The sequence below is a fragment of the Brevibacterium sp. BDJS002 genome (assembly GCF_028201555.1).
GTDB classification, from domain to species: domain Bacteria; phylum Actinomycetota; class Actinomycetes; order Actinomycetales; family Brevibacteriaceae; genus Brevibacterium; species Brevibacterium aurantiacum.
Genome location: NZ_CP116392.1, coordinates 1292038 through 1314877, shown reverse-complemented (window position 1 = coordinate 1314877; position 22840 = coordinate 1292038). Strand labels below are relative to the sequence as shown.

The following is a 22840-nucleotide window of genomic DNA, read 5'->3' as shown; positions in this document are numbered from 1 at the left end:
CAAAGAGGTGAAGAGTGACTGAGACGTCGCCGGACCAGACTGTGCCCGACGCCCCTGTCATCGACAAGGACAACTGGCAGGATGCCGACAATGTCCGCTGGTCGTTCCAGCATGTTGATCAGGTGCTGCCCACGACGCCGATCTCGCGTGGGACCGGGCCAGTGGCTCAGCTGCCTGCGGATCTGCAGGATCTGGGCAGCGTCGAGGTCCCGAAGACTGAGTTCTCCGAGGCTCGCAGCGTGCGCAGCGTCATCGAGGCCAGCGACACGGATGCCTGGTTGGTCATGCACAACGGCACGGTCCTGACCGAGGAGTACTTCTCCACGATGGGTCCGGGCACCGAGCATCTGCTGATGTCTGTGAGCAAATCGCTCGTCGGCACCGTGGCCGGGGTGCTTGCCGGGGCCGGCGATCTCGATCCGAGCCGGCTGGTCACCGACTACGTACCCGAACTCGCCGCTTCGGGCTACGCCGGAGCCACCGTGCGTCACATCCTCGACATGCGCTCGGGAATCAAGTTCTCAGAGAACTACCTCGACCCCAAGTCCGAGGTCAGGCAGATCGAAGAGGCGATCGGCTGGTCGGAGACGAAGCCCGCGGGACAGCCCACGGGAATGTATGACTTCCTGACCACGCTCGAGGCGAAATCCGAGCACGGCGGCGTCTACGAATACCGTTCGTGTGAGACCGATGTGCTCGGTTGGGTGTGCGAGAAGATCGCAGGCGAGAGCATGCAGACTCTGATGTCTCGCGTGCTGTGGTCGCGGATCGGAGCCGAACACGATGCGCTCATCGCCACCGACCAGTACGGCGTGGGCATGTTCGACGGCGGCATCAACACCACGCTGCGTGATCTGGCCCGCTTCGGCTACCTGTATGCGAACCGCGGTGCCTCGCTCACGGGCGAACAGGTGGTGCCGACCTCGTGGATCGGCGATACGCTCACCGGCGATGCTGACATCAGAAAGGCCTTCGCCGACGGTCCTGACGACAATCGGATGCCCGGTGGGATGTACCACAACCAGTTCTGGTTCCCGTTCCCCGATTCGCATGGCTTCCTGGCCTTGGGCATCCACGGTCAGATGATCTACATGAACCCGGGAGCCAATTTCGTCGGCGTCAAGCTCTCCAGCTGGGGCCTGCCTCAGGACGCGCGCAAGCTGTTCCCCACGATCCGCGCCTTCGACGCACTGGCGAAGTCGGTCAGCGCACCCGTCGTCGACTGATCAGGCCAGCCCGGTGTGAACCTCAGGTCGGCACCGGACTGGCTCAGGTGCCTGACTGGCTCAGGTGCCGCTCCGGGCCGTCCGAAACGGAGAGAACCACAGGCCTATCGCACTCAGTGCGAAGATGATCGCGGCGCTGACCAGCAGGAGCTGCGTGTTCGTGACTGCGGCGAGCATTCCTGCCAGCGGTGAGACGACGACGATGACTGCCCGGTTCATCGCGCGCATCGTCGTGTTCGTCCGTGCTTGGAAGGCATCTGGCGTGATCGATTGTCGGTAGGCCATCTCGTGAGAGTTGCTCAGTCCGATGGCGAATCCGTGCAGCCCTACCCCGGCGAAGAGAACGACCACTGACCCAATGTCGCCGTGTAGTCGGCCCGCGAGCGGTGTGGCCGCAAACAGGATGAGCGCACCAGCGGCCGAGCACAGGTGAGCGAGGATGACGACTCGCCCGCTGCCATACCACTCCCCCAACCGCGGCGAGAGCAGTGCGCCGACGATGCCGCCCAACCCGCCTCCGGCCATGACGATGCCGAACCAGAAGGCGTCGATGCCGACGACTCTGAGGAAGTAGTCCGCGCTGACTGCGGCGAGGATGGCTTGCGCAGTGAACCAGACGTGGGTCCAGATCGCTAGGTCACGCAGGCTCGGCGTCGAATACACCCACTTCAGTCCCGCCGCGATCTCCTTGCGCAGGTTCGGTTTGCCCACATTCTCTTTGTCGGGAAGTCTCGGCTCTTCAACTCGAATCCGGGAGACGACGAGGGCCGAGAACAGATAGGTCACCACATTGACCAGGACGGCGATCGGCGCCGCGATCACGGCAAGCAGTCCCCCGCCCAGAGCCGGCCCCGCTGTCTGGGCAACCGCGTCCGTGCCGTCGATTCGCGCGTGGGCCGCCTGCAGGCCGCCGCGCGGAACGAGGCGGGGCACGAATGCCTGCGAGGCGCTGTCGTTGACCAGCGTTGCTGTACCCAGCAGGGCCACGATGAGGAGCAGCGGCCCCAGGCTGAGCACTCCGAACGCCCAGAGCGCCGGGATGGCGCACAGCAGCAGAGCGCGGAAGAGGTCGCTGGCGATCATGACGGGTCGACGTCGGACGCGGTCGATGAGTGCACCGAGCACGAGTCCGAACAGCAGGTACGGAAGCCACCTCGCCGCGTTCATCCACCCCAGGCCCACGGTGCCCGCGTGCAGGTGGTCGACGACGATGACCTGCAGGGCCAGGAAGGTGATCCAGGTGCCGAAACCGGAGACGGTTTCGCCCGCCCAGAACCACCGAAAGGCTCGGGGCAGCACCGCACTCATGGACTCAGGCTATCAAGATGGTCACAGCCCCAGGTGGGCGATCTGGGGTGCTTCCTGACCGAGGATCGCTGCGGCCAAGCCATCGCCGATCAGCGGTCCCATGGTCAGTCCCCCGGCGCCGAAGCCCGAGGCCAGCCACAGACCGGGTGCCCCTGGGACTGCTCCGGCATAGGGCAGCCCGCCGGGTCGTGTGGACATGGGCCTGACGCCGACTCGTGTCTCGAGGATCGTGGCCTCGGCCAATCCGGGAGCAATTCTCAGGGCGTCGTCGAGGACCTGTTTCTGCCCGGCCGCCGTGGTGCGCACGTCGAAGCCGACGCCGTCCTCACGGGTGGCTCCGATGACGACTCTGCCGCCGTCGAAGGGCGTGATGTAGTGGTGGTCGAGCGGATGGACCGTCGGCCACGGCGAGGTGTTGGCTCCGCGCAGGCTCAGGTGGATGAGCTGCCCGCGCTGCGGGGTGATCGCCACCGTGTGCCCGAGGTGCTCGAGGATCTCCGAGCTGCGCGCTCCACCGGCGATGACCACGGCGTCGAAGTCCTCCACCGCCGAGGTGGTCCCCACCTTCCATGTGCCGCTTGGATTCGTGGACCTGCCGTGTTCGCTGGTGATGGTTCTCGCCGAATCGTGCACCAGCCTGGCCCCATAGGTCCTCGCTCCGGTGAGGATGGCATCGCGCAGGGTACGCCCATCGACTCGACCGCCCCCGGAGATGAACAGCCCTGTCATATCCGGGGCGATCGGCGGGAAGATCTCGCGCAGATTCGCCGAGTCCATGTCATGGACCTCGCCAGCGACAGCCCCGGCACCCGCGGCACGTTCACGGATGAGTCGGGCCGCCTCGGCGAGCGCTGTGGGGTCCTCGTTGACGACGAGTGCACCGGATCTGCGGTACCCCAGCTCGGGGATGCCGAGCGCACTGAGCCGGTCGAGGAATTCGGGATAGTAGCTGCCTCCGGCGGCATAGGTTTCGTAGTAGGCGCCGGTGCTCGTCGAGACCCAGGGTGCGATGATGCCGGCGCTGGCAGCGGTCGCCTGACCGGCCATGGCCTCGTCGAAGATGGTGACGTTGACGTCTCGTGAGGCCAGGCCGAAGGCAACGCAGGCGCCTGCGATTCCACCGCCGATGACGGCAACCCGAGCTGATGTGTCGATCACGGCAGTGCGTCTCCTATGACGAGTGCGAACCTTAAATTCTGACGAGTGCGCACCTTGGACGGTGGCTGTTGAACACCTCGAGCCTACGCCCTCCCGCCCGTGCCAATACCTCCCGCTAGAGCCGATACCTCCCGCCCGTGCCATACACAACCGTCAAAAACACATCACGCCCCGCCGGTGACTGTTCCTACACGTGCAACGGGAGGAACAGTGACTGACGGGGCGTGATAGCGGTTCGGCTCAGCGGCTGATTCGGCTCAGCGGCTGATTCGGCTCAGGCGCCGGAGTGGGATTCGCTTCTGACATGATCACGGGCCTCACGCAGCATGGCCTCGCGGGTAGCGAGCTTCACGCGCTCTCGGCCTTCGGCTTCGCCCAATGCCTTCTCCGCGGCCTCCAGTCGGTGGTAGCCCTCCCAGTCCCCGAAGTCGACGCCCTTGGACTCAAGCAGCTCGACGATCGAGTCCTCGTCGGGGAACAGCGGTTCGGTGAGTACACCGGCGGCGCGGTCATCGAGGATGTGCCCGATCGTCTCCAGCGCATCACCCTTCGTGTGACCGATCAGGCCGACCGGTCCGCGTTTGATCCACCCGGTCGCGTACACGCCCTGGACCACATCGGCTTCGGCCGCCGAAGCCTGCTGCCCTGTGTCGACGACGCGTCCCTCGTGATTCGGGATCACGCGCTTGGTCTCGTCGAAGGGCAGCTGCGGCAGCGGAGTGCCTGCGTAGCCGACGGCGCGATAGACGGCTGTGACGTCCCAGTCGATGAACTCTCCCGTGCCCTTGACTCCCCCGGTGCCGTCCAATTCCTGGCGCTCCGTGCGCAGTCCTGTGACTGCATCCTCGCCGAGGATGGCGACCGGGGAATGGAGGAAGTGCAGGTGCAGACGACGCTTGGCACCCACCGGCTCCCTCATCGTGAAGTCGGTCAGAGTCTTCGCGACCTGCTTGGTCTGGTTGCTCGCCTCGATCGCGGCCAGCGAACCCTCATCGAACTCGAAGTCCTCGGGATAGACGATGACATCGACATCCTTGACCTGGCCGAGCTCACGCAGCTCCAAGGGCGTGAACTTCGCCTGCGCCGGACCACGCCGACCGAACACGTGCACGTCCGTGACCTTCGAGGATTTCAGACCCTCGTAGACATGATCGGGGATCTCAGTCGTGTGCATGTCATCGGCCTGCTTGGCCAGCACGCGTGCCACGTCGAGGGCCACGTTGCCGTTGCCGATGACGGCAACCTTCTCAGCATCCAGCGGCCACGTCTGAGCCACGTCCGGGTGCGAGTCGTACCAGTTGACGAAGTCAGCGGCACCGTAGGAGCCGGGGAGATCTACTCCGGGCAGATCCAAGGAGGCATCGATGAAGCAGCCGGTGGAGAAGATCACCGCATCGTAGCGATCTGTCAGCTCACCCAAGGCGATGTCGGCACCGTACTCGACGTTCGAGAACAGGCGGATGTCACCACGGTCGAGGACCTTGATGAGGGCATTGATGATGCCCTTGATGCGTGGGTGATCAGGTGCGACTCCGTAGCGGACCAGCCCGAACGGGGTCGGCAGCCGGTCGAAGAGATCGATGCTGATCTCGAAATCACGCTCAGCCTTGGTCAGCAGGTCGGCAGCGTAGATGCCTGCGGGGCCCGCGCCCACGATGGCCACGCGGAAGGGATTCGTCGTCATGGTTCTCCTCAGGAGAGTCAGTCGTCAGTGTTCTGGGGCGGCAGTGCCGCGATGAAGGGGTGGTCGCCGTCGATGACTCCGTGCGCGGCGGCGCCTCCCGGGGATCCGATGGTGTCGAAGAAGTCGACGTTCGCAGAGTAGTAGGCCTCCCATTCGTCCGGGACGTCGTCTTCGTAGAAGATCGCTTCGACGGGGCAGACGGGTTCGCAGGCCCCGCAGTCGACGCATTCCTCGGGATGGATGTAGAGCGAGCGGCTGCCCTCGTAGATGCAGTCGACGGGGCATTCGTCGATGCAGGCCCGGTCCTTCAAGTCGACGCAGGGCTGGGCGATGATGTAGGTCATGGGTTCCTCATGAGTTCTGGCTCGGGCACCTGCGCTGCGGCGAAGGCTCCGACGGCGTACGGGCTCAGGGTCACGACGTCGCCGGCGATGACGACGGCCGGTGAACGGACACCTCGGCGGGCGGCCTGGAAGGCGATCGTATCGAGTGTGCCCACGGTGACCCGCTGGTTGTCTCCGAACCCGTCTTCGATGATCGCGACGGGGCAGTCTCCCCCGCGCCCACCGCGGGCCAGGATCATCGCCGAATGTGCCAGCGTGCCGATGCCCATGAGCACGACGACCGTGTGGTCGCGTCCTCCGCCGAGCTCGGAGAGCTGATCGTGGCCGGTGATGACCGTGTACGCGGTGGCCAGTCCCCTGTGCGTCAGCGGGATTCCGGCAACGGCGGGAACCGAGTTCGCACTCGTGACTCCCGGCACCACCTGCACGTCGACGCCGGCTTCGTGGCAGTGGGCGAGCTCTTCGCCGCCACGGCCGAAGACGAACGGGTCTCCGCCCTTGAGTCGGACCACACGTCGCCCGGCGCGAGCCTGTTCGACGAGGATCTCATTGATGCGCTGCTGCGGAACCGGGTGGTGTCCCGGGGTTTTGCCGACGTCGATGATCTCGGCGTCGAGTGACTCCCCGCGCTCGGTCTCGAGCTGGTCGATGACCGAACGCGCGCCGAGGCGGTCGGCAACGATGACCTCGGCAGATTCCAATGCGCGCAGACCTTTGACGGTCAGCAGGCCGAGATCACCGGGTCCGGCACCGATGAGCAGCACGCTGCCCGGTGCCTGAAGAGTGAAGAGGCTCATGACTGTTCGCCCTCAGGAGTGTGAGCGTCTTCGGGAGTGTGGATTCCCGCGGCCACGGTGGACCCAGTCTGCGGATCGATGATGAGGAATCCACCTGCGCGTCCGTGCTCACGGAAGTCCGCGAGCGGCAGAGCGGTCGCCAACTTCACCTCGGCGGTGCCGATGTCGTTGCCGGCGAGCACCTCGGCGGGTTCGGATCCGGCGGTCAGCAGGTTGTGCTTCGATTCGATCGTCACGATCGCCTTGACCGTCGAGGTGCCGGCCTTGACGAGCACCCGGTCACCGGAGCGCAGTCCCTGCGAGGTGAAGGGGAAGACCTCGGCCCGCAGAGCCTTGCGCGGTTCAGGCAGGCTTCCGGCCGCGGCAAGGACGCTGCCGCGCGCGGTGTCGATGTCATCGGCCAGGCGCAGCGCCACGGACAGCGGGGCACCCGCGGTCTCCAGCGGGCCATCTGCCGTGTCGATGCCGACCACAGTGGTCCGCAGACCGGCCGGATGCACGTCGATCTCATCGCCGAGGCGGATCCGCCCTGACGTGACCTGTCCGGTCACCGCCCGGTAGTCGCGGAACTCATCGGGGTCGAGTCCCGGTGCCAGTCCGCCCTGCGGGCGCAGCACCGACTGCACGTCGAGGCGGAAGGGCTCGAGGTCGGCCGTGTCCTCTTCCTTGCTGGGCAGGTTCTCGAGCAGCTCCAGCAGTGCGGGGCCCTGGTACCAGGGTGTGTTCGCCGAAGCCTCGGCCACATTGTCCCCGGCCAGTGCCGAGACGGGGATCAGATGGGCCGAGTCGAGGCCGATCTCTGCCGTCAGCGCTTCGATCTCGGCCTCCACCTTCGCATACGCTGCCTGATCGTAGTCGAGGAGGTCGATCTTGTTGATCGCGAGGATGACGTGCCTGATGCCCAGACGGTGAACGACCGTGAGGTGGCGACGGGTCTGCTCGGTCGCACCGGTGCGTGCGTCGATGAGGACGACGACGGCATCGGCGGTCGTGGCTCCGGTAACCATGTTTCGCGTGTACTGCACGTGTCCGGGGCAGTCGGCGAGGATGAATGAGCGCTTGTCGGTGGCGAAGTAGCGGTAGGCGACGTCGATCGTGATGCCCTGTTCCCGTTCGGCCCGCAGACCGTCGGTGAGCAGTGCGAAGTCGAACTCGCCGCCGACGAAGCCGCGTTCCTCGCTGGTGCGCGTCACGGCCTCGAGCTGATCGGCGAGGATCGCCTTCGCATCGTGGAGGAGGCGGCCCACGAGCGTCGATTTGCCGTCGTCGACGGAACCGGCCGTGGCGAAGCGCAGAAGTGTCTTCGTCTGTGTGGCAGCGGTGGTGTCTGGTGTTGTGGTCATCAGAAGTATCCGTCCTTCTTGCGGTCTTCCATCGCCGCGGCCGAGATCCGGTCGTCGGCGCGGGTCGCTCCGCGTTCTGTCACAGTGGTCACAGCCACCTCGGCGAGGACCGAGGCGATGTCGTCGGCCTCGGATTCCACGGCACCTGTGCAGCTCATGTCGCCGACGGTGCGGTAGCGCACCGACTTGCGGATGACCGACTCCTCGGGCCGCGGGGCCGAGAACTCACCCGTCGACCACCACATGCCGTCGCGCTGGAAGACCTCGCGCTCATGGGCGTAGTAGAGGTGAGGCAGGGCGATGTTCTCCCGGGCGATGTAGCTCCACACGTCGAGTTCGGTGAAGTTCGAGATCGGGAATACGCGCACGTGCTCGCCATTGACGTGGCGACCGTTGTAGAGGTTCCACAGTTCGGGGCGCTGGTTGCTCGGATCCCACTGGCCGAATTCATCGCGCAGGGAGAAGATGCGCTCCTTGGCTCGGGCCTTGTCCTCGTCACGGCGGGCGCCGCCGAAGACCGCGTCGTATCCTCCCTCGGCGATCGCGTCGATGAGGGGCTGGGTCTGCAGGGTGTTGCGGGTTCCATCGGCGCGCTCGCGCAGACGGCCGTCGTCGATGTAGTCCTGGACCTTCGCCACTTTCAGGTCGATGCCGTAGTGGGCGGCGGTCTCATCGCGGAACTTCAGGATCTCCGGGAAGTTGTGACCGGTGTCGACGTGGAGAAGACCGAACGGGATCTTCGCGGGCCAGAAGGCCTTGGCCGCGAGGTGGAGGACGGTGACGGAGTCCTTGCCGCCGGAGAACAGCAGCACGGGCTTCTCGAATTCGGCGGCGACCTCGCGGATGATGTGGATCGCTTCGGATTCGAGGACGTCGAGGGTGGACAGTGGTTTCTGTGTGGACAGTGGTGTGTGATCGATGCTCATACGTGCAGCCCGCATTCTGTTTTCGAGGTTCCAGCCCAACGGCCGGCACGGGGGTCCTCCCCCTCGGCCACGGGGTTGGTGCAGGGCTGGCACCCGATGGACGGGTACCCCTGCGACAGCAGTGGATTGACCGGCACGTCGAAGGCACCGGCGTAGTCGAGAAGATCGTCGAAGGACCAGGCGGCCAGGGGGTTGACCTTGACCAGCCCGTTCTTCTCATCGAAGGTCACCAGCGGTGTGTTCGCCCGCGTCGGTGCTTCGTCCCGGCGGACTCCGGTGAACCAGAGTTCGTAGCCGGCCAGCGACTTCTTCAGAGGTGCGACCTTGCGCCGGGCACAGCAGAGGCCGGGGTCGCGGTTGAACAGTTCGGCACCGAATTCCGCATCCTGCTGTGCCACGGTCTGCTCCGGGAGGACGTCGACGATGTTGACGTCGACCTTGCTGGCCACCTCGTCGCGGGTCGAATAGGTCTCTTTGAAGTGGTAGCCGGTGTCGAGGAAGAGCACGTCGACGCCCGGCAGGTACTGGGCGACATAGTGCGGCAGGGCCGCATCGGCCATCGAGCAGGCCACCGCGCAGGTGGAGGTGTCGAAGTTTCGTGAGACCCAGCGGATGACGTCGGCCGGGTTGGCCTCGGCCACGCCGTTGTCGGGATCGCCCGCGAGCTGCTTAGCCCCCGCCTCGGCGAGGGACTTGAGCTCGTCAATGTCGCGACGCTGGCGGGTGGGCGTGGGCAGCGGTGCTGCGGTTCGGGATGGTGTCGTGCTCATACCAGCTCCTCGTCTTCGACTCGGTGTGCCCATTCGGAGAATGTCTCAGACTCGGACCGTCCGTCGAGGAATCGGCGGACCATCTTCTCGACGTACTCCTCGAGACCGTCGACAGTGACCTTGAGTCCACGCACCGTGCGGCCCAAGCCTGCTTCGTCACGGTCCTTCGATGCCAGACCTCCGCCGACGTGGACCTGGAACCCGGGGACCTGTTCGCCCTCGTCAGTGGTCACGATCTGACCTTTGAGTCCGATGTCAGCCGTCTGGATGCGCGCGCAGGAGTTCGGGCAGCCGTTGAGATGGAGACTGATCGGGTGGGGCAGGTCGATGTCAGCGAGGCGTTCTTCGAGTCGAGTGACGGCGTCGATGGCTGTCTGCTTCGTCTCGACGATAGCCAGCTTGCAGTATTCGATTCCCGTGCACGCCATCACCGAGCGCCGGAACAGGTCCTTGCGGCTGGACAGTCCCAGGGCGTCGAGGCGGGCGACGACATCATCAAGATCAGTCTCGTCGACATCGAGCACGAGGATCTTCTGCATCGGGGTCAATCGGATCCGATCGATCCCGTACTCTTCGATCAGGTCAGCCATCTGGTGGAACAGCGTGCCTGAGGCGCGCCCAGCCACGAGGCTGGTGCCGATGAAGTACTTTCCATCCTTCTGCCGGTGGACGCCGACGTGGTCTCCGGAGACCATGGGCTTCGGTGGGGGCGGACCGTCTGCGAGTCGGTAGCCGAGGTACTCGGTCTCGAGGACATCGCGCAGCTTCTCGGGCCCCAGTCGGCCAGCAGGAACTTCATGCGGGCTTTGTTGCGCAGGCGGCGATAGCCGTAGTCACGGAAGATCTCCGTGACGCCGAGCCAGACATCGACGACCTGGTCCGGGGCGACCCAGGCACCGAGGCGCTCGGCGAAGCGGGGAACAACTGACAATGCCCCGCCGACCCACAGGTCGTAGCCGATGCCGTGTTCGGGGTGATCAACGGCGACGAACGAGCAGTCGTTGATCTCGTGGACGACGTCCTGACTGGGGTGACCGGTGATCGCAGTCTTGTACTTGCGCGGTAGGTTCGACAGGCTCGGGTCGCCGATATAGCGGCGAGTGATCTCTTCGATCGCTGGGGTGGGATCGATGAGCTCATCCGCGGCGATTCCGGCTACCGGCGAACCGAGGAAGCCACGCGGAACATCTCCGCAGGCCTCCGTCGTCTGCATGCCCACGGCTTCGAGGCGGCGCCAGATCTCGGGCACGTTCTCGATCTCGATCCAGTGCAGCTGGATGTTCTGACGGTCTGTCAGGTCCGCACTGCCACGGGCAAACTCCTCGGCGATCTCTGCGATGGTGCGCAGCTGCTCGAGATTGAGCGCTCCACCGTCGGTGCGAATGCGCATCATGAAGTACTCGTCTTCGAGCTCGTGGGGTTCGAGCTTCGCGGTACGGCCGCCGTCGATACCGGGTTTGCGCTGGGTGTACAGCCCCCACCAGCGGAAACGACCATGCAGGTCATCCGGATCGATTGAGGCGAAACCGCCCTTGGAGTACACCTCTTCGATGCGCGTGCGCACGTTGAGACCGTTATCTGCGGCCTTGTCGATCTCGTTTTTGTTCAACGGTTCCTGACCGTCGACCTTCCACTGACCGTTGGACTTCTTCGGTCGGGCCGGACGCGTGGAAGCCCCGGACCTCGGAACTTGCTTGATTTCGTCTACATGTGCGGACACGATCGTCTCCAAACGCTGCGGTGAACCTTTGGTGAGTCACGCTACAAGAGAAATAGATTGCTCAACAAATTAGGGTGTCCAATCATGTCGTTTCGTGACGCACGACGTCATAAGTCAGACGATGACGCTGCGAGTCGAGAAAATTGACGCCCGGTCAGAGTGCTGAGATTATGCGGTCGCGGACGACGTCGACCAGCAATGGCGGGGGTTTCGCGCCGTCATGGAGCAGCGGTGGAGCAAGGATGTCGCTGGAGTCAGAAATGAGAGCCGAAGCGAGGTCCTGGAAGAAGCCCGGGGCCAAAAGGTAGCTCGAGAGCACTACCCGTCCACCAGCCCTTCTTTTCTGCTCAACAATCTCACCCAAGCGGTCTCCCTCACCGGCATGAAACCCTGCAACGACGGGCCTTGAAAGCTCATGAGACAGAGATTCAGCCATGTCCCGACAGGCATCATTGGCCCGCTCGTCACTTGATCCGGCGGCCGCGAGCACCACGTGGTCCTCGTCACCCAGATCCGGCAGACGCTCGGCCAGAATCTGGGCCAGACGAGGATCCGGTCCCAGCGTCGGCGTCAGTCGGATGTCACGAGTCTCTGTTCCTTGCGCTTTGCTTCCATCGGCACCTCCCGCGGCACGGACGGCTTCAGCCAGGTCGACATGCACGTGATAGCCCGGGGAGAGCAGCAGCGGCACAAGGACAACCGGGGAATCAGACGGAAGGGTCGAAAGCACCTCGGCGACATCGGGATGCTGAACATCGACGTGACCCAGCATCACCTCGGCGGCCAGCCCACGTGAGACCAGGTCCTCGGTGACGGCGGCGGCGAGTGCCTCGATGACCCGGCGCCCTTCTGCCGACGAGGTGCCGTGGGAGATGAGACCGATCGATGGCAGGGGCATTCAGATCACTTCCAGTGGCATCGGCGATGTCGGGGCGGGGAATGCACGATCGATGTCGGCGAGGTCATCACTCGTCAGTGCGATGTCGACTGCCTCGGCATTGGCCTTCACGTGGTCGGGTGTCGAGGCCTTGGGTATCGCAATGACATCACCGGAGCGCATTGCCCAGGCCAACAGGATCTGGGCGGTGCTCACTTCGTGACGGCGGGCCACCTCGGCGAGGGTGGGGTCCTCAAGCAGTCGGCCCTGTTCGATCGGCGAGTAGGCCATCGTCGTGATGTGGGGGCGACGATCGCGGTGGGCGGGCAGGAGATCGTGCTCCGGACCGCGGCGCGACGGGTTGAGCAGAACCTGGTTGACCAGCGGCGTCGCGGGCAGTTCCGCGATCTCGGCCGGGTCGAAGTTGCTCACGCCCCAGCCGCCGATGAGGCCCCGGGCACGGAGTGATTCGAAGGCCGCAATCGTCTCTTCGACGGGGTGCGGGCCGGGCCAGTGGAGGAGGTAGAGGTCGATGTGGTCGGTGCCGAGAACGGCCAGGGATCGTTCACAGGCCGCGATGGTCCCGGATTCCGAGGCATTCGTGGGTAGGACCTTGTCGACGAGGTACACCTCATCGCGCACCGGTGCGATCGCCTCTCCGACGAGGTCTTCGGAGCGGCCGGATCCGTACATCTCCGCGGTGTCGACGAGGGTCATTCCGGCTTCGATGCCGTGGCGCAATGCTGCGATCTCGGTTCGACGTCGCCCAGGATCATCACCGATGTGCCACGTGCCCTGTCCCAGAAGTGGAAGTTCCGTGCCATCGGCCAGTGTCGTCGTGGGGATCATTCGGTCATCGTAGTCGAGGCTCTGTGACTCATGTGCCCGGATCGACACATGTGTCTCCGGATGTGCACACGCTCAGCGCCCGGATCGGGGCCCGGTGATGGCAGAATCGACTGTGTACGAACGACGCCCGTGATTGCCAGATGATCGCTCACCGGGCACCAGCGATGTTCCACGAGGAGTATGACGATGAAACCGATGACCAAGGCAGCATTCTCACCCCGGACGATCACCGCCGCGGTCGGTGTCGCTCTCGCCCTGGCGCTGACTGGCTGCGGCGGTGACAAGGACGAATCCCAGAAGAAGACCGATGAGGCGGCGCAGACCGAGAAGGCCGATGACGGCGGTGGCATGCAGGGCAAGGCGGCCCCAGGCGAGTCGGAGAGTGCATCGGCCCCGGACCCCAGCAAATCTGCCGAGCCTGAGCCGAGCAAGTCGAAAGATCTCTTCGCCGACGCTCCCCGAACCACCTCGTGGGCCAGCGATGACGGGATCAAGGTCAACAAAGAGGGTGACGGAACAGTCCCGAAGGCATCACTTCAGGCCGATATCGACGACCTGTTCAAGAACAAGTTCAAGATGGACGTCGATGCTGTCGAGTGCAGAGACGATATGAAGGTCATGGACTGGTGGGGACTGACCAGCTGTGAAGTTCAGACGAAGAAGAAGACCTACTTCGGAACGGTCAAACTCGTCGACCACAAGGACAACATGATCAAGTATGAGGTCAAGTTCCCCGGTCTCGACAAGAAGGAAGTCGACTTCTAAGCCTTCCTCCTGGGATGACCGGATGAGCCGGTGACGACGGCCCGATCCCCTGCCTCGGCGGGATCGGGCGCAGGCGCGGGATCGGGTGCGGGCTCGTGCAGCGCCTCCCGCACGATTCGCCGTGGGTCGTAGCGTCTGGGATCGAGTGACTCCCAGTCCTCGGCCCCCACCGACTGGGCCGCCCGAGTCTGCGCAGTTGTCAGTTGGGCCCGAAACATGCGGATCAGCTCGCCCAGCTTCTGGGCATAGTGGGGCAGGCGTCGGGGGCCGATGACGATGACGGCGATGAGGCCGGCGATCAGCATCTTCTCAAAGCTGAGACCGAGCATGATCTGTTCCTTTCCGATCGTGGATCCAGGTGATCGCGAGGGCGGTGAGAAAGAGCAGCACCATGGGCGCGGCGACGAAGACCATCGAGAGCACGTCAGCCGCCGGAGTCACTAAGGCAGCGAAGACCACGATGGCGACGACGCTGAGTCGCCAGCTCTTCGCGATGGCAGACGCCGAAAGTATGCCCATGAGGTTGAGGACGACGAGGAAGACCGGCAGGACGAAGGCTACTCCGCTGGCCAGAACGGTCTTCATGACGAAGTCGAAATAGTAGGCGGCCTGCAGGATGGTGCTGTCTTCGGCCGAGGCGAATGAGGTGAGCACCTCGACCATGCGCGGGAAGATGAGGAAGCCGGTCGCACACCCGGAGGCGAACAGGGGCAGAGCGGCCGCGAGAAAGCCGAGACCATAGCGCCTCTCCTTGGCTGTCAGTCCCGGTGTGAGGAAGCCGAAGAGCTCCGTCAGCCAGACCGGGCTGGAGAGGATGACTCCCGAATACAGGGCGATGCGCAGCCGCAGATCGAATGCGCTCGTGACGCTGTCATAGTTTAAGGATGCGCTGCGAGATTCGGCCAGTTCTGTGATCGGTGCCCGGAGCACGTCGAGGACAGATTCCGAGAGCACATAGCCGATGATGGTGCCCACCAGCAGTGCCACCGCCGCGCGCATCGCCCGGGTGCGGGCCTCCTTCAGGTGCGCGGCCAGCGGCATCTTCTGCGCAGCAGGCGAGGGCGCGTGTGCGGCGGTGGCGGTGCTCATGAGTGCCGCTGCGCGATGGGGTCGGTCACCGCTTCATACGGGTTGGCCGACTGGTCTGCCGTCTTGCTGTTGTCTTTCTTGTCGTTGTCTTTCCTGTCGTCGCCTCTCGGATCGGATGCTTCGTCCTTGAGGATGCGCATCGATTGGCCGAGGCTCTTGGCCAGGGCCGGGAGTTTGGCGGCGCCGAAGACGAGGATGATGATGGCCAAAACGATGAGGGCGTGCCAGCCCGTGAGATTGTGCAGCATGATCTGAAGTCCTTTCGGTTGCTCGTCTATTTCTCCGCCGAGGCAGCTCCACCTTCCGCAGGCGTGCCGCCCTCGGGTGGTGCTCCGCCTTCCGGAGGTTCGCCGCCTTCCCCGCCGCCGCCTCCGGGTTCGGCTCCTCCGGTCGGCTCTGTGCCTGTGTCGACGGGCACGTCCAGCGAGGCTACGTAGCCCTTGTCAGTGTCGCCGCTGATCGTCGCCATCTGGTGCTCTCCCCCGTCATCGCCGAAGACATTGTCATCATCGAGGCTGACGTTGGACAGATTCTCGGCCGATCCGTCGTAGGCGGAGAGTTCGAAGACCGCGTTGCAGGCGTCCTCGGGCAGAGCCATCTGTGAGGTGGCAATGGCGTTGTCGGCATCGGTGATGGAGTCGACGTCCGGGTAGATCTCGAAGTGGATGTGAGTCCATCTTCCGGTGTAGCAGGCGGGGAAGACCGAGGTGAAGGTGACTTCCCCCTTCTCGTCGGCGACTTGGACACCGCGCAGCCAGGTCGCATCCTCGACGCCCTCGGAGTACATGGAGTAGCGGCCCTGTGCATCGCAGTGCCAGGCGTAGACGGCCACCCCTTCGAATGCCTTGTTGTCATTGGCCATGTCGGTGACCTTGAGGGTGAAGGTCAGTGCCACGCCCTCGACCGTTTCACTGCCGTCGATGTTCGACCGGATGTCGGAGCGCACGATTCCCGATTGTTCGAGGATGTCCGGACCGTTTGAGCCATCAGCCGGGTAGGGGCCGGCGGTCTCATCGGGGATCTCCGTCACTAAGCTGTCGCTGCCGGAGGCAGAGTTCATTCCGCAGGCGGCCAGCGCCACCGTTCCGATGCCGGCGCCGACGACCCCGAGGACGCTGCGACGGCTGAAGAGGGTGCGAATGTCGAACGCCGCGCCCTGGTCGACGACCTCCTCGTCGGGGTGATCGAGGAGCCGCCCTTCATAGGTCGGTCCGTCGGGGGTCTCCTCTGGTTCTGGTACTCGAGCCATGGTGTGTCCTTCGTTCGGTGGATGTTGATGACTCCATCGTGCGGACCGGCTCTGGCCACGAACTGTGGCATTCCTATGTCAGGCCTGTGGATCGCTCGGGCCTGTGGATCGATCAGACCTGCCGGTCGCGCGGCGCAGACTGCGCCGCGTCCCACCACTGCAGAACTCGGGTTGCCTGGAGGGTCACCCATTTCGACGGTTCACCGGTCGGCGCGTCGATGTGGAACCAGACATCACCGTCCAGTCGGTGTCCCTGCAGCCAGGTTCCGTCGCTGCGACGCTGAGACCTGATGACCTCGATCGCCTCGCCCATGCGCGGATCTGGGGTGGTGTTGTCGGCCTCCCGGAAGTAGTCGGCCGCGGCGAGGACGTTGTAATAGGCCCGCCGAGGATGGGCGAGGCTGAATACGCGGTCATAGAAGGGCTCCCCTGTCGACAGCCTGCGGAAGAGGTCGCGACGCAGCAGGTATTCCTCTCCGCGGGCGCGAGCGTCCGCAACCCGCTCCGTGTCCCCGGTGCGCACCTGATAATCGAGGAGGCCGATCAGTGCGTTGAGCGTGGAATGGAAGGAGGCCACCGTCGACCCTTCCACCCATTCGCAGTTCCAGCCCCCGTCGTCGAGCTGATGGTCGAGGAACCAGTCGACGATCGCGTCGACGTCGGCACCGAGCCACAGGCCGTTCGACAGCGTCATCGCGTTGATGCACACGTCGACTTCCCCGCCCCAATAGGGCATGTCCTCGTATTCCCAGCGCACCGGGATCAGCTTCTCAGCGGTACCCTCCAGCGCCGAGGCGGGAGCTCCCCAGTCTCGAAGCTGGTTGAGCGCCCATGTGGTGGCCGTCCACGGCTGCGGACCTTCGCCCCTGAAGTCCGACGGAAAGTATGCGCCTCCAGCCCACTGCCCGTCCACGTCCTGGAGACGCAGAAGCTCACGGCCGAACCCCTCGCTCGGCACCTTCGCCCGAGTCGCCTGCCAGATGTCTTCGTCACGGTCCAACAGGTCGCGTTCGACCTGCCAGCGCAGTGCCGGGTCGGAGTCGAGGAGCCAGTTGCTGAGCCGAGTGTCAATCATCGTTGATTCCCTACGGTGGGCACATGTGTGAAACCGAGTCTACGTCCGGAGCAACCGTCGTGGTGATGAGTCGAGATCCCGGCAGGCAGCCCCTTACTACTCGTCGGTGACGACTACTATTCGTCGACGATCGGGCCCAGTTCAGGGCGCTTGGCCACTCGTCCGTCCCCTGAGGACTTGCCCGTCAGCCGTCGATAGATCCACGGCCTGACGTGCTTCCACCACCATTGTGCCTCGATGCTGGCTGTGCGCACCGGCGCCGGACCCTCAGGAGGGCTGAGGAAATCGAAGTCGATCGGGACGCCGAAGCTCGCTGCCGCGGCACAGGCGAGCCGCTCGTGGCCCAGCGCGGCAAGGTGAAGGCGATCTTCGTCCCATGCACGGGGATCTTCGAACACCGAATTGGTGGTGTTGGTCAGTGGCAGGACTCCGTGGGAATCGACGAGGTGCTGATAGATCGCATTGAGACGCAGTCGACGGGTGTTGATCAGCGGCCCAGCTGGCGAGACTCCGACGATATTGGGGATGGGGACGACGTAGACCTTGGTGCCAGCAGCCGTCAGTGGCTCGACGATCCCTATGAGGGCGGACTTCAGCGCGCCGAAGTCGACACGGGGTCGCATGATGTCATTCATCCCGGCGGTCAGCGTGACGAAATCGGGCCGCAGCGCGATGGCCGTCCGGATCTGCGTGTCGACGACCTGGCCCGTCTTGTAACCGCGCACGGCCAGATTCGCATAGTGGATGGCCCGGTGCTGTCCGTAGTGCGCAGTCAGCAGGGATGCCAGGCGATCGGTCCAGCCTCGCGGGCTGCCATCGTGCCAGGGCTCGTCACCCACCCCCTCGGAGAGACTGTCGCCGATCGCAATGTAGCGCAGCGGCAGGCTGGAATCGCCGCTCACAGCGTCACCGTCATCAGGACCCGACCGCACGAGGGCCGACAACCGAGTTCGTGCGCTTCGTGCCTGCGGGGGAAGAGGTCTTTCATCTTAGGCTCCATCGGTCAACTGGCTGAGCAACGATCATCCTAGTCCCGCACCTACCCCGGGTCCATCGAAAATAGACACACTGAAGTTTCAATTATTCAGGTAGCCTTGTTTTTTATGAAGGAGCCAACCTCCGACCGTCGGCGCAACCGGCGAGAAGCGCTCATCCTGATGGCCCTCGTTCTGTGCGTCCACTCCTGCTTCAAGCTCCTGGGCTGGGGCTCACAGGATCTGTCCTGGTGGCAGGTCATTCTGGTCGCCCCCGTGTCCGCGGCGATCTACTGGTTGCTCGCCACTGCATTTCGCAAGCTTGCGGACTGTAGGCCGGATGCGGAGGATGTCTCGCCGAGGCTGCGGAATTGAGCCGTGAATCAGAAAGGACCCCCACCCGGACAGTGGAGGTCCTTTTCGTCGAAGTAGCGGGAGGGGGACTCGATCCCCCGACCTCACGATTATGAGTCGTGCGCTCTAACCAGCTGAGCTACCCCGCCCCAGCGCCGCATTTAAGCGGCACGAGAGCCCCGAAAGGGATTCGAACCCTTGACCTTCTCCTTACCATGGAGATGCTCTACCGACTGAGCTATCGGGGCAACAGGTAAGAATTTACACGGCTTCGCGCAGCGAGGGCAAATCGGCGTTCAGTGACGTCACTCACAGATCACGGAAGTTCACTTCACTGGGTCAAAGCGACCCGCCAGAAAACCCTGCAGACGCCCCGGGTGGTTGGTGATGATGCCATCAACCTCGGCGTCGAGGAGTTCGCGCCACTCGTTCATGGAATCGGCCGTCCAGACGAAGACGCCCAGGTCGTTGTCCCGAATCTCGGTGACCACGGACCTGCGCATGGAGAATCCCTTGTATGAAGGATTGATCGCAACGGCGCCCAGTGCCCGTGCGGTCTCGATGTCCTCGGGGCGTGGAACCATGCGCAGAAGGAACCGCGACACCATCGGCAGCATGTCTCTGCAGGCGGCGAGGGTCTCTGTGTTGAACGACTGCACGACCATCCGATCGGCAGTGCCGGTCTCGACGACGAGCTCTGAGATCTGGGCCACCGCTCCGGAGGACCACTCCCCCTTGAGCTCGAGGAGCAGCTCACCACCTCGGTGCTGGATATCTCGCATGACGGCCGCCAGCGTGGGAATCCGAACTCCGGTGAATCCCGGCCCCATCCACGAGCCGGCGTCGACGAAGGACAGCTCCTCCGCGGTCAGGTTGGCCACCGGACCCTTGCGATTCGTGGTCCTGTCGAGGTCGGGGTCGTGGAGGATGACCGGAACCCCATCGGCGCTCGTGGAGGTGTCGACTTCGATGAAGTCCACGTCGAGGGCGCGGGCGGCATCCACCGCGGCGAGACTGTTCTCCGGGGCCACCGCGGAATAGCCGCGGTGGGCGATCACCAGGGGGCGCTTGGACGACCCTGGTCGTTCGGTGATTCCTCGTTCGTGCAGGAACTGCAGAAAGCTCATACGTCCAGCCTATGCCCTGCACCAGTTCTCGTCTCAATTCGCTCTCACGACGCCCTGCCACAGCCGATGCCTCAGCCAGCAGGACCCGCCATGAAGCATTTTCAATATCTTGAATACTGAGAAAGACATAGGCACTGGGGCAGAACAGGCAATAACGTACTCTCTGTGAGTTAGTTCATATCCTCACTGTCGTGGATGTGACGACCGCACTCATGCTCCACCTACCACCTTTGAAAGGATCGCTATGGAAGGCATCTACGCTGCCGCGATCGTGCTCGGCTTCATCGCCGTCGGCGAATTGGTCTCGATCTGGTCCAAGGCCCGAGTCCCCAGTCTCCTCGTGGCGATGCTGGGCATCTTCATCTTCGCCAAGATCGGCATCGTCCCGGAAACCGTCATCGATGACTCGATGCTGGTCCAGGTCTACACGATTCTCGTCGCTCCGCTGCTCTTCCACATGGGTACGCTCATTCCGCTCCGGGTGATGCTCAAGCAATGGCGTTCAGTGGTCATCGCACTGTCCGGGATGGCGGTCGCCGTCGGCCTCATCTTCCTCATCATCGCGCCCATCTTCGGGTTCGAGACCTCCGTGGCCGGTTCCGGGCCCCTGGCCGGCGGCATCGTCGCCACCAGCCTCACAACCGAGGGCCTGACAGCGTCCGGAGCCGCCTCGGCGATCATCGTTCTCCCGGCTCTCGTGCTCATGCTGCAGTCCCTGCCGTCGATGCCGATGACGAATTTCCTGCTCCGTCGCTACGCCAAGAACCTGCGCGACAGCGGCGAACTCCACGAACTCGCTGCCGCTCACCACGAAGACGAGGCAGAGGCCGCCACGAAGAAGAAGCTCGTCACACTGCCGGCGTTCCTCGTCGACAACCAGCTGTTCATGCTCTTCCTCATCCTCGTCGGCGGCTCCATCGCGACACTGCTGGCCGTCCCGACGCACATCCCGTCATCGATTCTCGCTCTCATCCTCGGCATCGCCGCCACCGCGATCGGCCTCTCGCCCGACAAGGCGATGGAACGGTCGAACTCCTTCGGCGTCGCCATGGCCGGCGTGATCGCGATCGTTATGGCCCCGCTGGTCTCGGCCTCCGTGCAGGACGTCATCGACGCGTTCCTGCCCACCATCTCGATCCTCATCATCGGCATCATCGGCATCGTCGGTGGTGGCTACATCGCCACGAAGCTGCTGAGGTGGAAGGCTCCGCTGGGTATGTCGGTGGCACTGACGGCCATGTACGGCTTCCCCGCCGACTATCTGCTGACCAACGAGGTGGCACGCTCCATCGCCCGCGATGACGACGAGAAGGAAGCCCTCCTCAATGTCATGCTGCCGCCGATGCTTGTCGGCGGCTTCACCTCGGTCAGCTCTGGTTCAGTCATCATCGCCAGTGTCCTCGTGGGAATGCTGTGAGCGCGCTCCTCGCCGAGGCGAACGCTCTGCTGCCGCAACTGCAGGATCTGCGACGACGGCTGCATGCCGACCCCGAGGTGGGCCTCGACCTGCCGCACACGCAGGCTGCGGTTCTCGCCGCCCTCGAGGGCCTCGATCTGGAGATCAGTACGGGAGTTGAGACCACCTCGGTGGTGGCGGTCCTGCGTGGCACTCATCCGCAGAAGCCCGCGGATGCACCAGCTGTCCTCCTGCGCGGGGACATGGACGCACTGCCCATTCAGGAGCAGACAGACGAACCGTTCACCTCGGCGAATGCGAACATGCACGCCTGCGGTCACGACCTGCACACCGCGGGCCTCGTGGGCGCTGTCGAGCTGCTGCATGCGCACCGCGCCGAGCTCGCCGGCGACGTCGTCTTCATGTTCCAGCCCGGTGAGGAGGGATATAACGGCGCCTCGGTGATGATCAAGGAGGGTGTCCTCGACGCCGCCGGGCCTCGAGTGATCGCGGCCTACGGAGCCCACGTCCATATGGGAGCCAAGGGTGTCGTCTCGACGAAGGCGGGGACCCTGCAGGCCGGGTCCAACGTCCTCAGTATCACCCTCCACGGGCGCGGGGGTCACGGATCCCAGCCGCAGTCGGCGATCGATCCGGTCCCTGCCCTGGCCGAGCTCGTCACAGCCCTGCAGAACATGGTCAGCCGACGCATCAGCACCTTCGACCCGATCGCTTTGTCCGTGACACAGCTGCAGGCGGGTGATGCTGTCAACGTCATCCCCGCTTCGGCGAGCCTCGGCGCCACCGTGCGCACCCTGTCCCAGGAGTCGCTGGACATTGTGCGTGCCCAGTCGAAGCAGCTGGCCAGGGGCATCGCGGAGGCTCACGGATGCACCGCCGAGGTGGATTTCCAAGTGCAGTACCCCGTGACCGTCAACGACGGGGTGGAGACCGAATGGACTCTTGACCAGGTCCGCGGCCTGCTGGGTGAGGATCGGGTGGAGGTCTCCGCACACCCGATCATGCCCAGTGAGGACTTCTCATTCGTCCTGCACGAGGTTCCGGGCACGTATATGATGCTCGGCGCCAAACGCACGGACGTGCCCGAGGAACGGCAGGGAGACAACCACTCCCCCTTCGTCATCTTCGACGACTCCGTGCTCGGTGATCAGGCGGCGCTGCTGGCCCACCTGGCACTCGAACGCCTGCGCACCCAGCGCTAGCTCCGCTTCCGCTGCCACCATCGCCGAGGCGGTTGTTCCCGCTCCTGATCCCGACCATCCGTCGGAGTCGGGGGCGGGTTCGTCGTTAATGCAGTCTTCGCGCTTCGGCGTTGGCGCCAGGCCGCGACCTCGTCCTCGACCTTGCGGGGCGGGGTGAAGACGGGTGGGCCCTCCCGCAGGTCCATGATGGCGGCCCGGACTCGATCGTTGAAGCCGGCGAGATAGGCGCGGACATCGGCCTCCTTTGAGAACGCATCGAGGGTGTCTTCGAGGACCGCGTTCTCCTTGCGCAGCTGGAAGGCGGCCGGGGCGACGCCGCTCATGTCTTCGCTGTCCATCTTCTGCTTGATCCACCAGTCGGGATCTTCCGAGTTGTGGAGACCGGACAGGGGCTTGCCCAGACCGGGCAGGTCGTCGAAATCGCCGCGTCTGATGGCCTTGTCCAGCGCGGATTCGACGATCGCGTTCCGGTCTTCGAGCGAGCTGATCCGGCGAGGAGCCTCATCCTCAGTCATGGCGGTGCCTCCATTGTCCTGGCCACGTGTCTCCACGCTATAGAGGTGGCCGGGGCTGCGCAATGGGGGTG

The 22840-nt window shown here is 64.3% G+C and carries 23 protein-coding genes, 2 tRNA genes and 1 pseudogene; 5 read left to right on the top strand and 21 right to left on the bottom strand.

The genetic code is table 11. The features are described from left to right. Positions 1 to 14: 14 nt before the first annotated feature. Positions 15 to 1226 carry a serine hydrolase domain-containing protein gene (locus PGC08_RS06095; protein WP_096168102.1) on the top strand — a complete coding sequence of 404 codons (1212 nt, stop codon included), beginning with the start codon at positions 15 to 17 and terminating at the stop codon, positions 1224 to 1226. Between the two features lie 60 nt (positions 1227 to 1286). Here PGC08_RS06095 and PGC08_RS06090 read toward each other — a convergent pair whose 3' ends face one another. The 11 genes and pseudogenes from PGC08_RS06090 to PGC08_RS06040 all read right to left on the bottom strand — a co-directional run bounded on the left by PGC08_RS06090 (position 1287) and on the right by PGC08_RS06040 (position 13002). Continuing rightward, on the bottom strand, positions 1287 to 2534 hold the full coding sequence (locus tag PGC08_RS06090; protein ID WP_271709767.1) for an MFS transporter: 1248 nt from the start codon (positions 2532 to 2534) through the stop codon (positions 1287 to 1289). A gap of 21 nt (positions 2535 to 2555) precedes the next feature. Further along, a complete protein-coding gene (locus PGC08_RS06085) occupies positions 2556 to 3692 on the bottom strand; it encodes an NAD(P)/FAD-dependent oxidoreductase (RefSeq protein WP_164513947.1) in 1137 nt (378 codons plus the stop codon). A gap of 274 nt (positions 3693 to 3966) precedes the next feature. Further along, complete coding sequence (locus PGC08_RS06080; protein ID WP_271709766.1) at positions 3967 to 5376, bottom strand: FAD-dependent oxidoreductase; 1410 nt, start codon at positions 5374 to 5376, stop codon at positions 3967 to 3969. A 17-nt stretch (positions 5377 to 5393) separates the two neighbouring features. Next, complete coding sequence (gene fdxA, locus PGC08_RS06075; RefSeq protein ID WP_069599761.1) at positions 5394 to 5720, bottom strand: ferredoxin; 327 nt, start codon at positions 5718 to 5720, stop codon at positions 5394 to 5396. Continuing rightward, on the bottom strand, positions 5717 to 6517 hold the full coding sequence (gene cobA, locus PGC08_RS06070; RefSeq protein ID WP_009883609.1) for a uroporphyrinogen-III C-methyltransferase: 801 nt from the start codon (positions 6515 to 6517) through the stop codon (positions 5717 to 5719). The genes fdxA and cobA overlap by 4 nt, the downstream gene beginning before the upstream one ends. After that, positions 6514 to 7860: a sulfate adenylyltransferase subunit 1 gene (locus PGC08_RS06065; protein WP_009883610.1), complete on the bottom strand. Its 1347-nt coding sequence runs from the start codon at positions 7858 to 7860 to the stop codon at positions 6514 to 6516. Before PGC08_RS06065 ends, cobA begins: the two co-directional genes overlap by 4 nt. Further along, positions 7860 to 8786, bottom strand: a complete 927-nt coding sequence (cysD, locus tag PGC08_RS06060) for a sulfate adenylyltransferase subunit CysD (RefSeq protein WP_180957509.1) — start codon at positions 8784 to 8786, stop codon at positions 7860 to 7862. Before cysD ends, PGC08_RS06065 begins: the two co-directional genes overlap by 1 nt. Further along, positions 8783 to 9556, bottom strand: coding sequence for a phosphoadenylyl-sulfate reductase (locus tag PGC08_RS06055; RefSeq protein WP_009883612.1), 774 nt, complete (start codon positions 9554 to 9556; stop codon positions 8783 to 8785). Before PGC08_RS06055 ends, cysD begins: the two co-directional genes overlap by 4 nt. Beyond that, a pseudogene (locus PGC08_RS06050) lies at positions 9553 to 11276 on the bottom strand (nitrite/sulfite reductase). Before PGC08_RS06050 ends, PGC08_RS06055 begins: the two are co-directional and overlap by 4 nt. Before the next feature lie 154 nt (positions 11277 to 11430). After that, positions 11431 to 12174, bottom strand: coding sequence for a sirohydrochlorin chelatase (locus PGC08_RS06045; protein ID WP_271709765.1), 744 nt, complete (start codon positions 12172 to 12174; stop codon positions 11431 to 11433). Continuing rightward, a complete protein-coding gene (locus PGC08_RS06040; protein ID WP_271709764.1) occupies positions 12175 to 13002 on the bottom strand; it encodes an aldo/keto reductase in 828 nt (275 codons plus the stop codon). 186 nt (positions 13003 to 13188) lie between these two features. On the opposite strand from PGC08_RS06040, the gene PGC08_RS06035 reads away from it, so the two are divergent. Further along, a complete protein-coding gene (locus PGC08_RS06035; protein ID WP_009883616.1) occupies positions 13189 to 13767 on the top strand; it encodes a hypothetical protein in 579 nt (192 codons plus the stop codon). Here PGC08_RS06035 and PGC08_RS06030 read toward each other — a convergent pair. The 6 genes from PGC08_RS06030 to PGC08_RS06005 form a co-directional block, all read right to left on the bottom strand. Then, positions 13764 to 14096, bottom strand: a complete 333-nt coding sequence (locus PGC08_RS06030; RefSeq protein ID WP_009883617.1) for a Sec-independent protein translocase subunit TatA/TatB — start codon at positions 14094 to 14096, stop codon at positions 13764 to 13766. The genes PGC08_RS06035 and PGC08_RS06030 overlap by 4 nt on opposite strands. Beyond that, complete coding sequence (gene tatC / locus PGC08_RS06025; RefSeq protein WP_271709763.1) at positions 14077 to 14856, bottom strand: twin-arginine translocase subunit TatC; 780 nt, start codon at positions 14854 to 14856, stop codon at positions 14077 to 14079. The genes PGC08_RS06030 and tatC overlap by 20 nt, the downstream gene beginning before the upstream one ends. Then, positions 14853 to 15104, bottom strand: a complete 252-nt coding sequence (locus tag PGC08_RS06020; RefSeq protein ID WP_271709762.1) for a twin-arginine translocase TatA/TatE family subunit — start codon at positions 15102 to 15104, stop codon at positions 14853 to 14855. Before PGC08_RS06020 ends, tatC begins: the two co-directional genes overlap by 4 nt. Before the next feature lie 26 nt (positions 15105 to 15130). Then, the gene (locus PGC08_RS06015) at positions 15131 to 16105 is read right to left on the bottom strand and encodes an intradiol ring-cleavage dioxygenase (protein ID WP_096163006.1); all 975 of its coding nucleotides are present in this window, start codon (positions 16103 to 16105) and stop codon (positions 15131 to 15133) included. Between the two features lie 112 nt (positions 16106 to 16217). Further along, positions 16218 to 17180, bottom strand: coding sequence for a squalene cyclase (locus PGC08_RS06010; protein WP_271709761.1), 963 nt, complete (start codon positions 17178 to 17180; stop codon positions 16218 to 16220). 116 nt (positions 17181 to 17296) lie between these two features. After that, on the bottom strand, positions 17297 to 18082 hold the full coding sequence (locus tag PGC08_RS06005; protein WP_271709760.1) for an SGNH/GDSL hydrolase family protein: 786 nt from the start codon (positions 18080 to 18082) through the stop codon (positions 17297 to 17299). Between the two features lie 201 nt (positions 18083 to 18283). Between PGC08_RS06005 and PGC08_RS06000 the strand changes: the two genes are divergently transcribed. Further along, positions 18284 to 18529, top strand: coding sequence for a hypothetical protein (locus PGC08_RS06000; RefSeq protein WP_271709759.1), 246 nt, complete (start codon positions 18284 to 18286; stop codon positions 18527 to 18529). A gap of 54 nt (positions 18530 to 18583) precedes the next feature. On the opposite strand, the gene PGC08_RS05995 is transcribed toward PGC08_RS06000, so the two are convergent. The 3 genes from PGC08_RS05995 to PGC08_RS05985 all read right to left on the bottom strand — a co-directional run bounded on the left by PGC08_RS05995 (position 18584) and on the right by PGC08_RS05985 (position 19635). Beyond that, positions 18584 to 18657, bottom strand: a tRNA-Met gene (locus PGC08_RS05995). Positions 18658 to 18683: 26 nt separating this feature from the next. Continuing rightward, positions 18684 to 18756: transfer RNA gene (locus PGC08_RS05990), tRNA-Thr, on the bottom strand. Between the two features lie 78 nt (positions 18757 to 18834). Continuing rightward, complete coding sequence (locus PGC08_RS05985; protein ID WP_009882871.1) at positions 18835 to 19635, bottom strand: glycerophosphodiester phosphodiesterase; 801 nt, start codon at positions 19633 to 19635, stop codon at positions 18835 to 18837. Positions 19636 to 19879: 244 nt separating this feature from the next. Here PGC08_RS05985 and PGC08_RS05980 point away from each other — a divergent pair, with 244 nt between their 5' ends. Further along, positions 19880 to 21052 (top strand): hypothetical protein, encoded by a 1173-nt coding sequence (locus tag PGC08_RS05980; protein ID WP_271709758.1) that lies wholly within the window; start codon positions 19880 to 19882, stop codon positions 21050 to 21052. Beyond that, on the top strand, positions 21049 to 22254 hold the full coding sequence (locus PGC08_RS05975) for a M20 metallopeptidase family protein (RefSeq protein WP_271709757.1): 1206 nt from the start codon (positions 21049 to 21051) through the stop codon (positions 22252 to 22254). The genes PGC08_RS05980 and PGC08_RS05975 overlap by 4 nt, the downstream gene beginning before the upstream one ends. Here the strand turns inward: PGC08_RS05975 and PGC08_RS05970 are convergent. Next, positions 22251 to 22769 (bottom strand): J-domain-containing protein, encoded by a 519-nt coding sequence (locus PGC08_RS05970; protein ID WP_096158415.1) that lies wholly within the window; start codon positions 22767 to 22769, stop codon positions 22251 to 22253. The two genes, PGC08_RS05975 and PGC08_RS05970, sit on opposite strands and share 4 nt — an antisense overlap. Between the last annotated feature and the right edge of the window lie 71 nt (positions 22770 to 22840).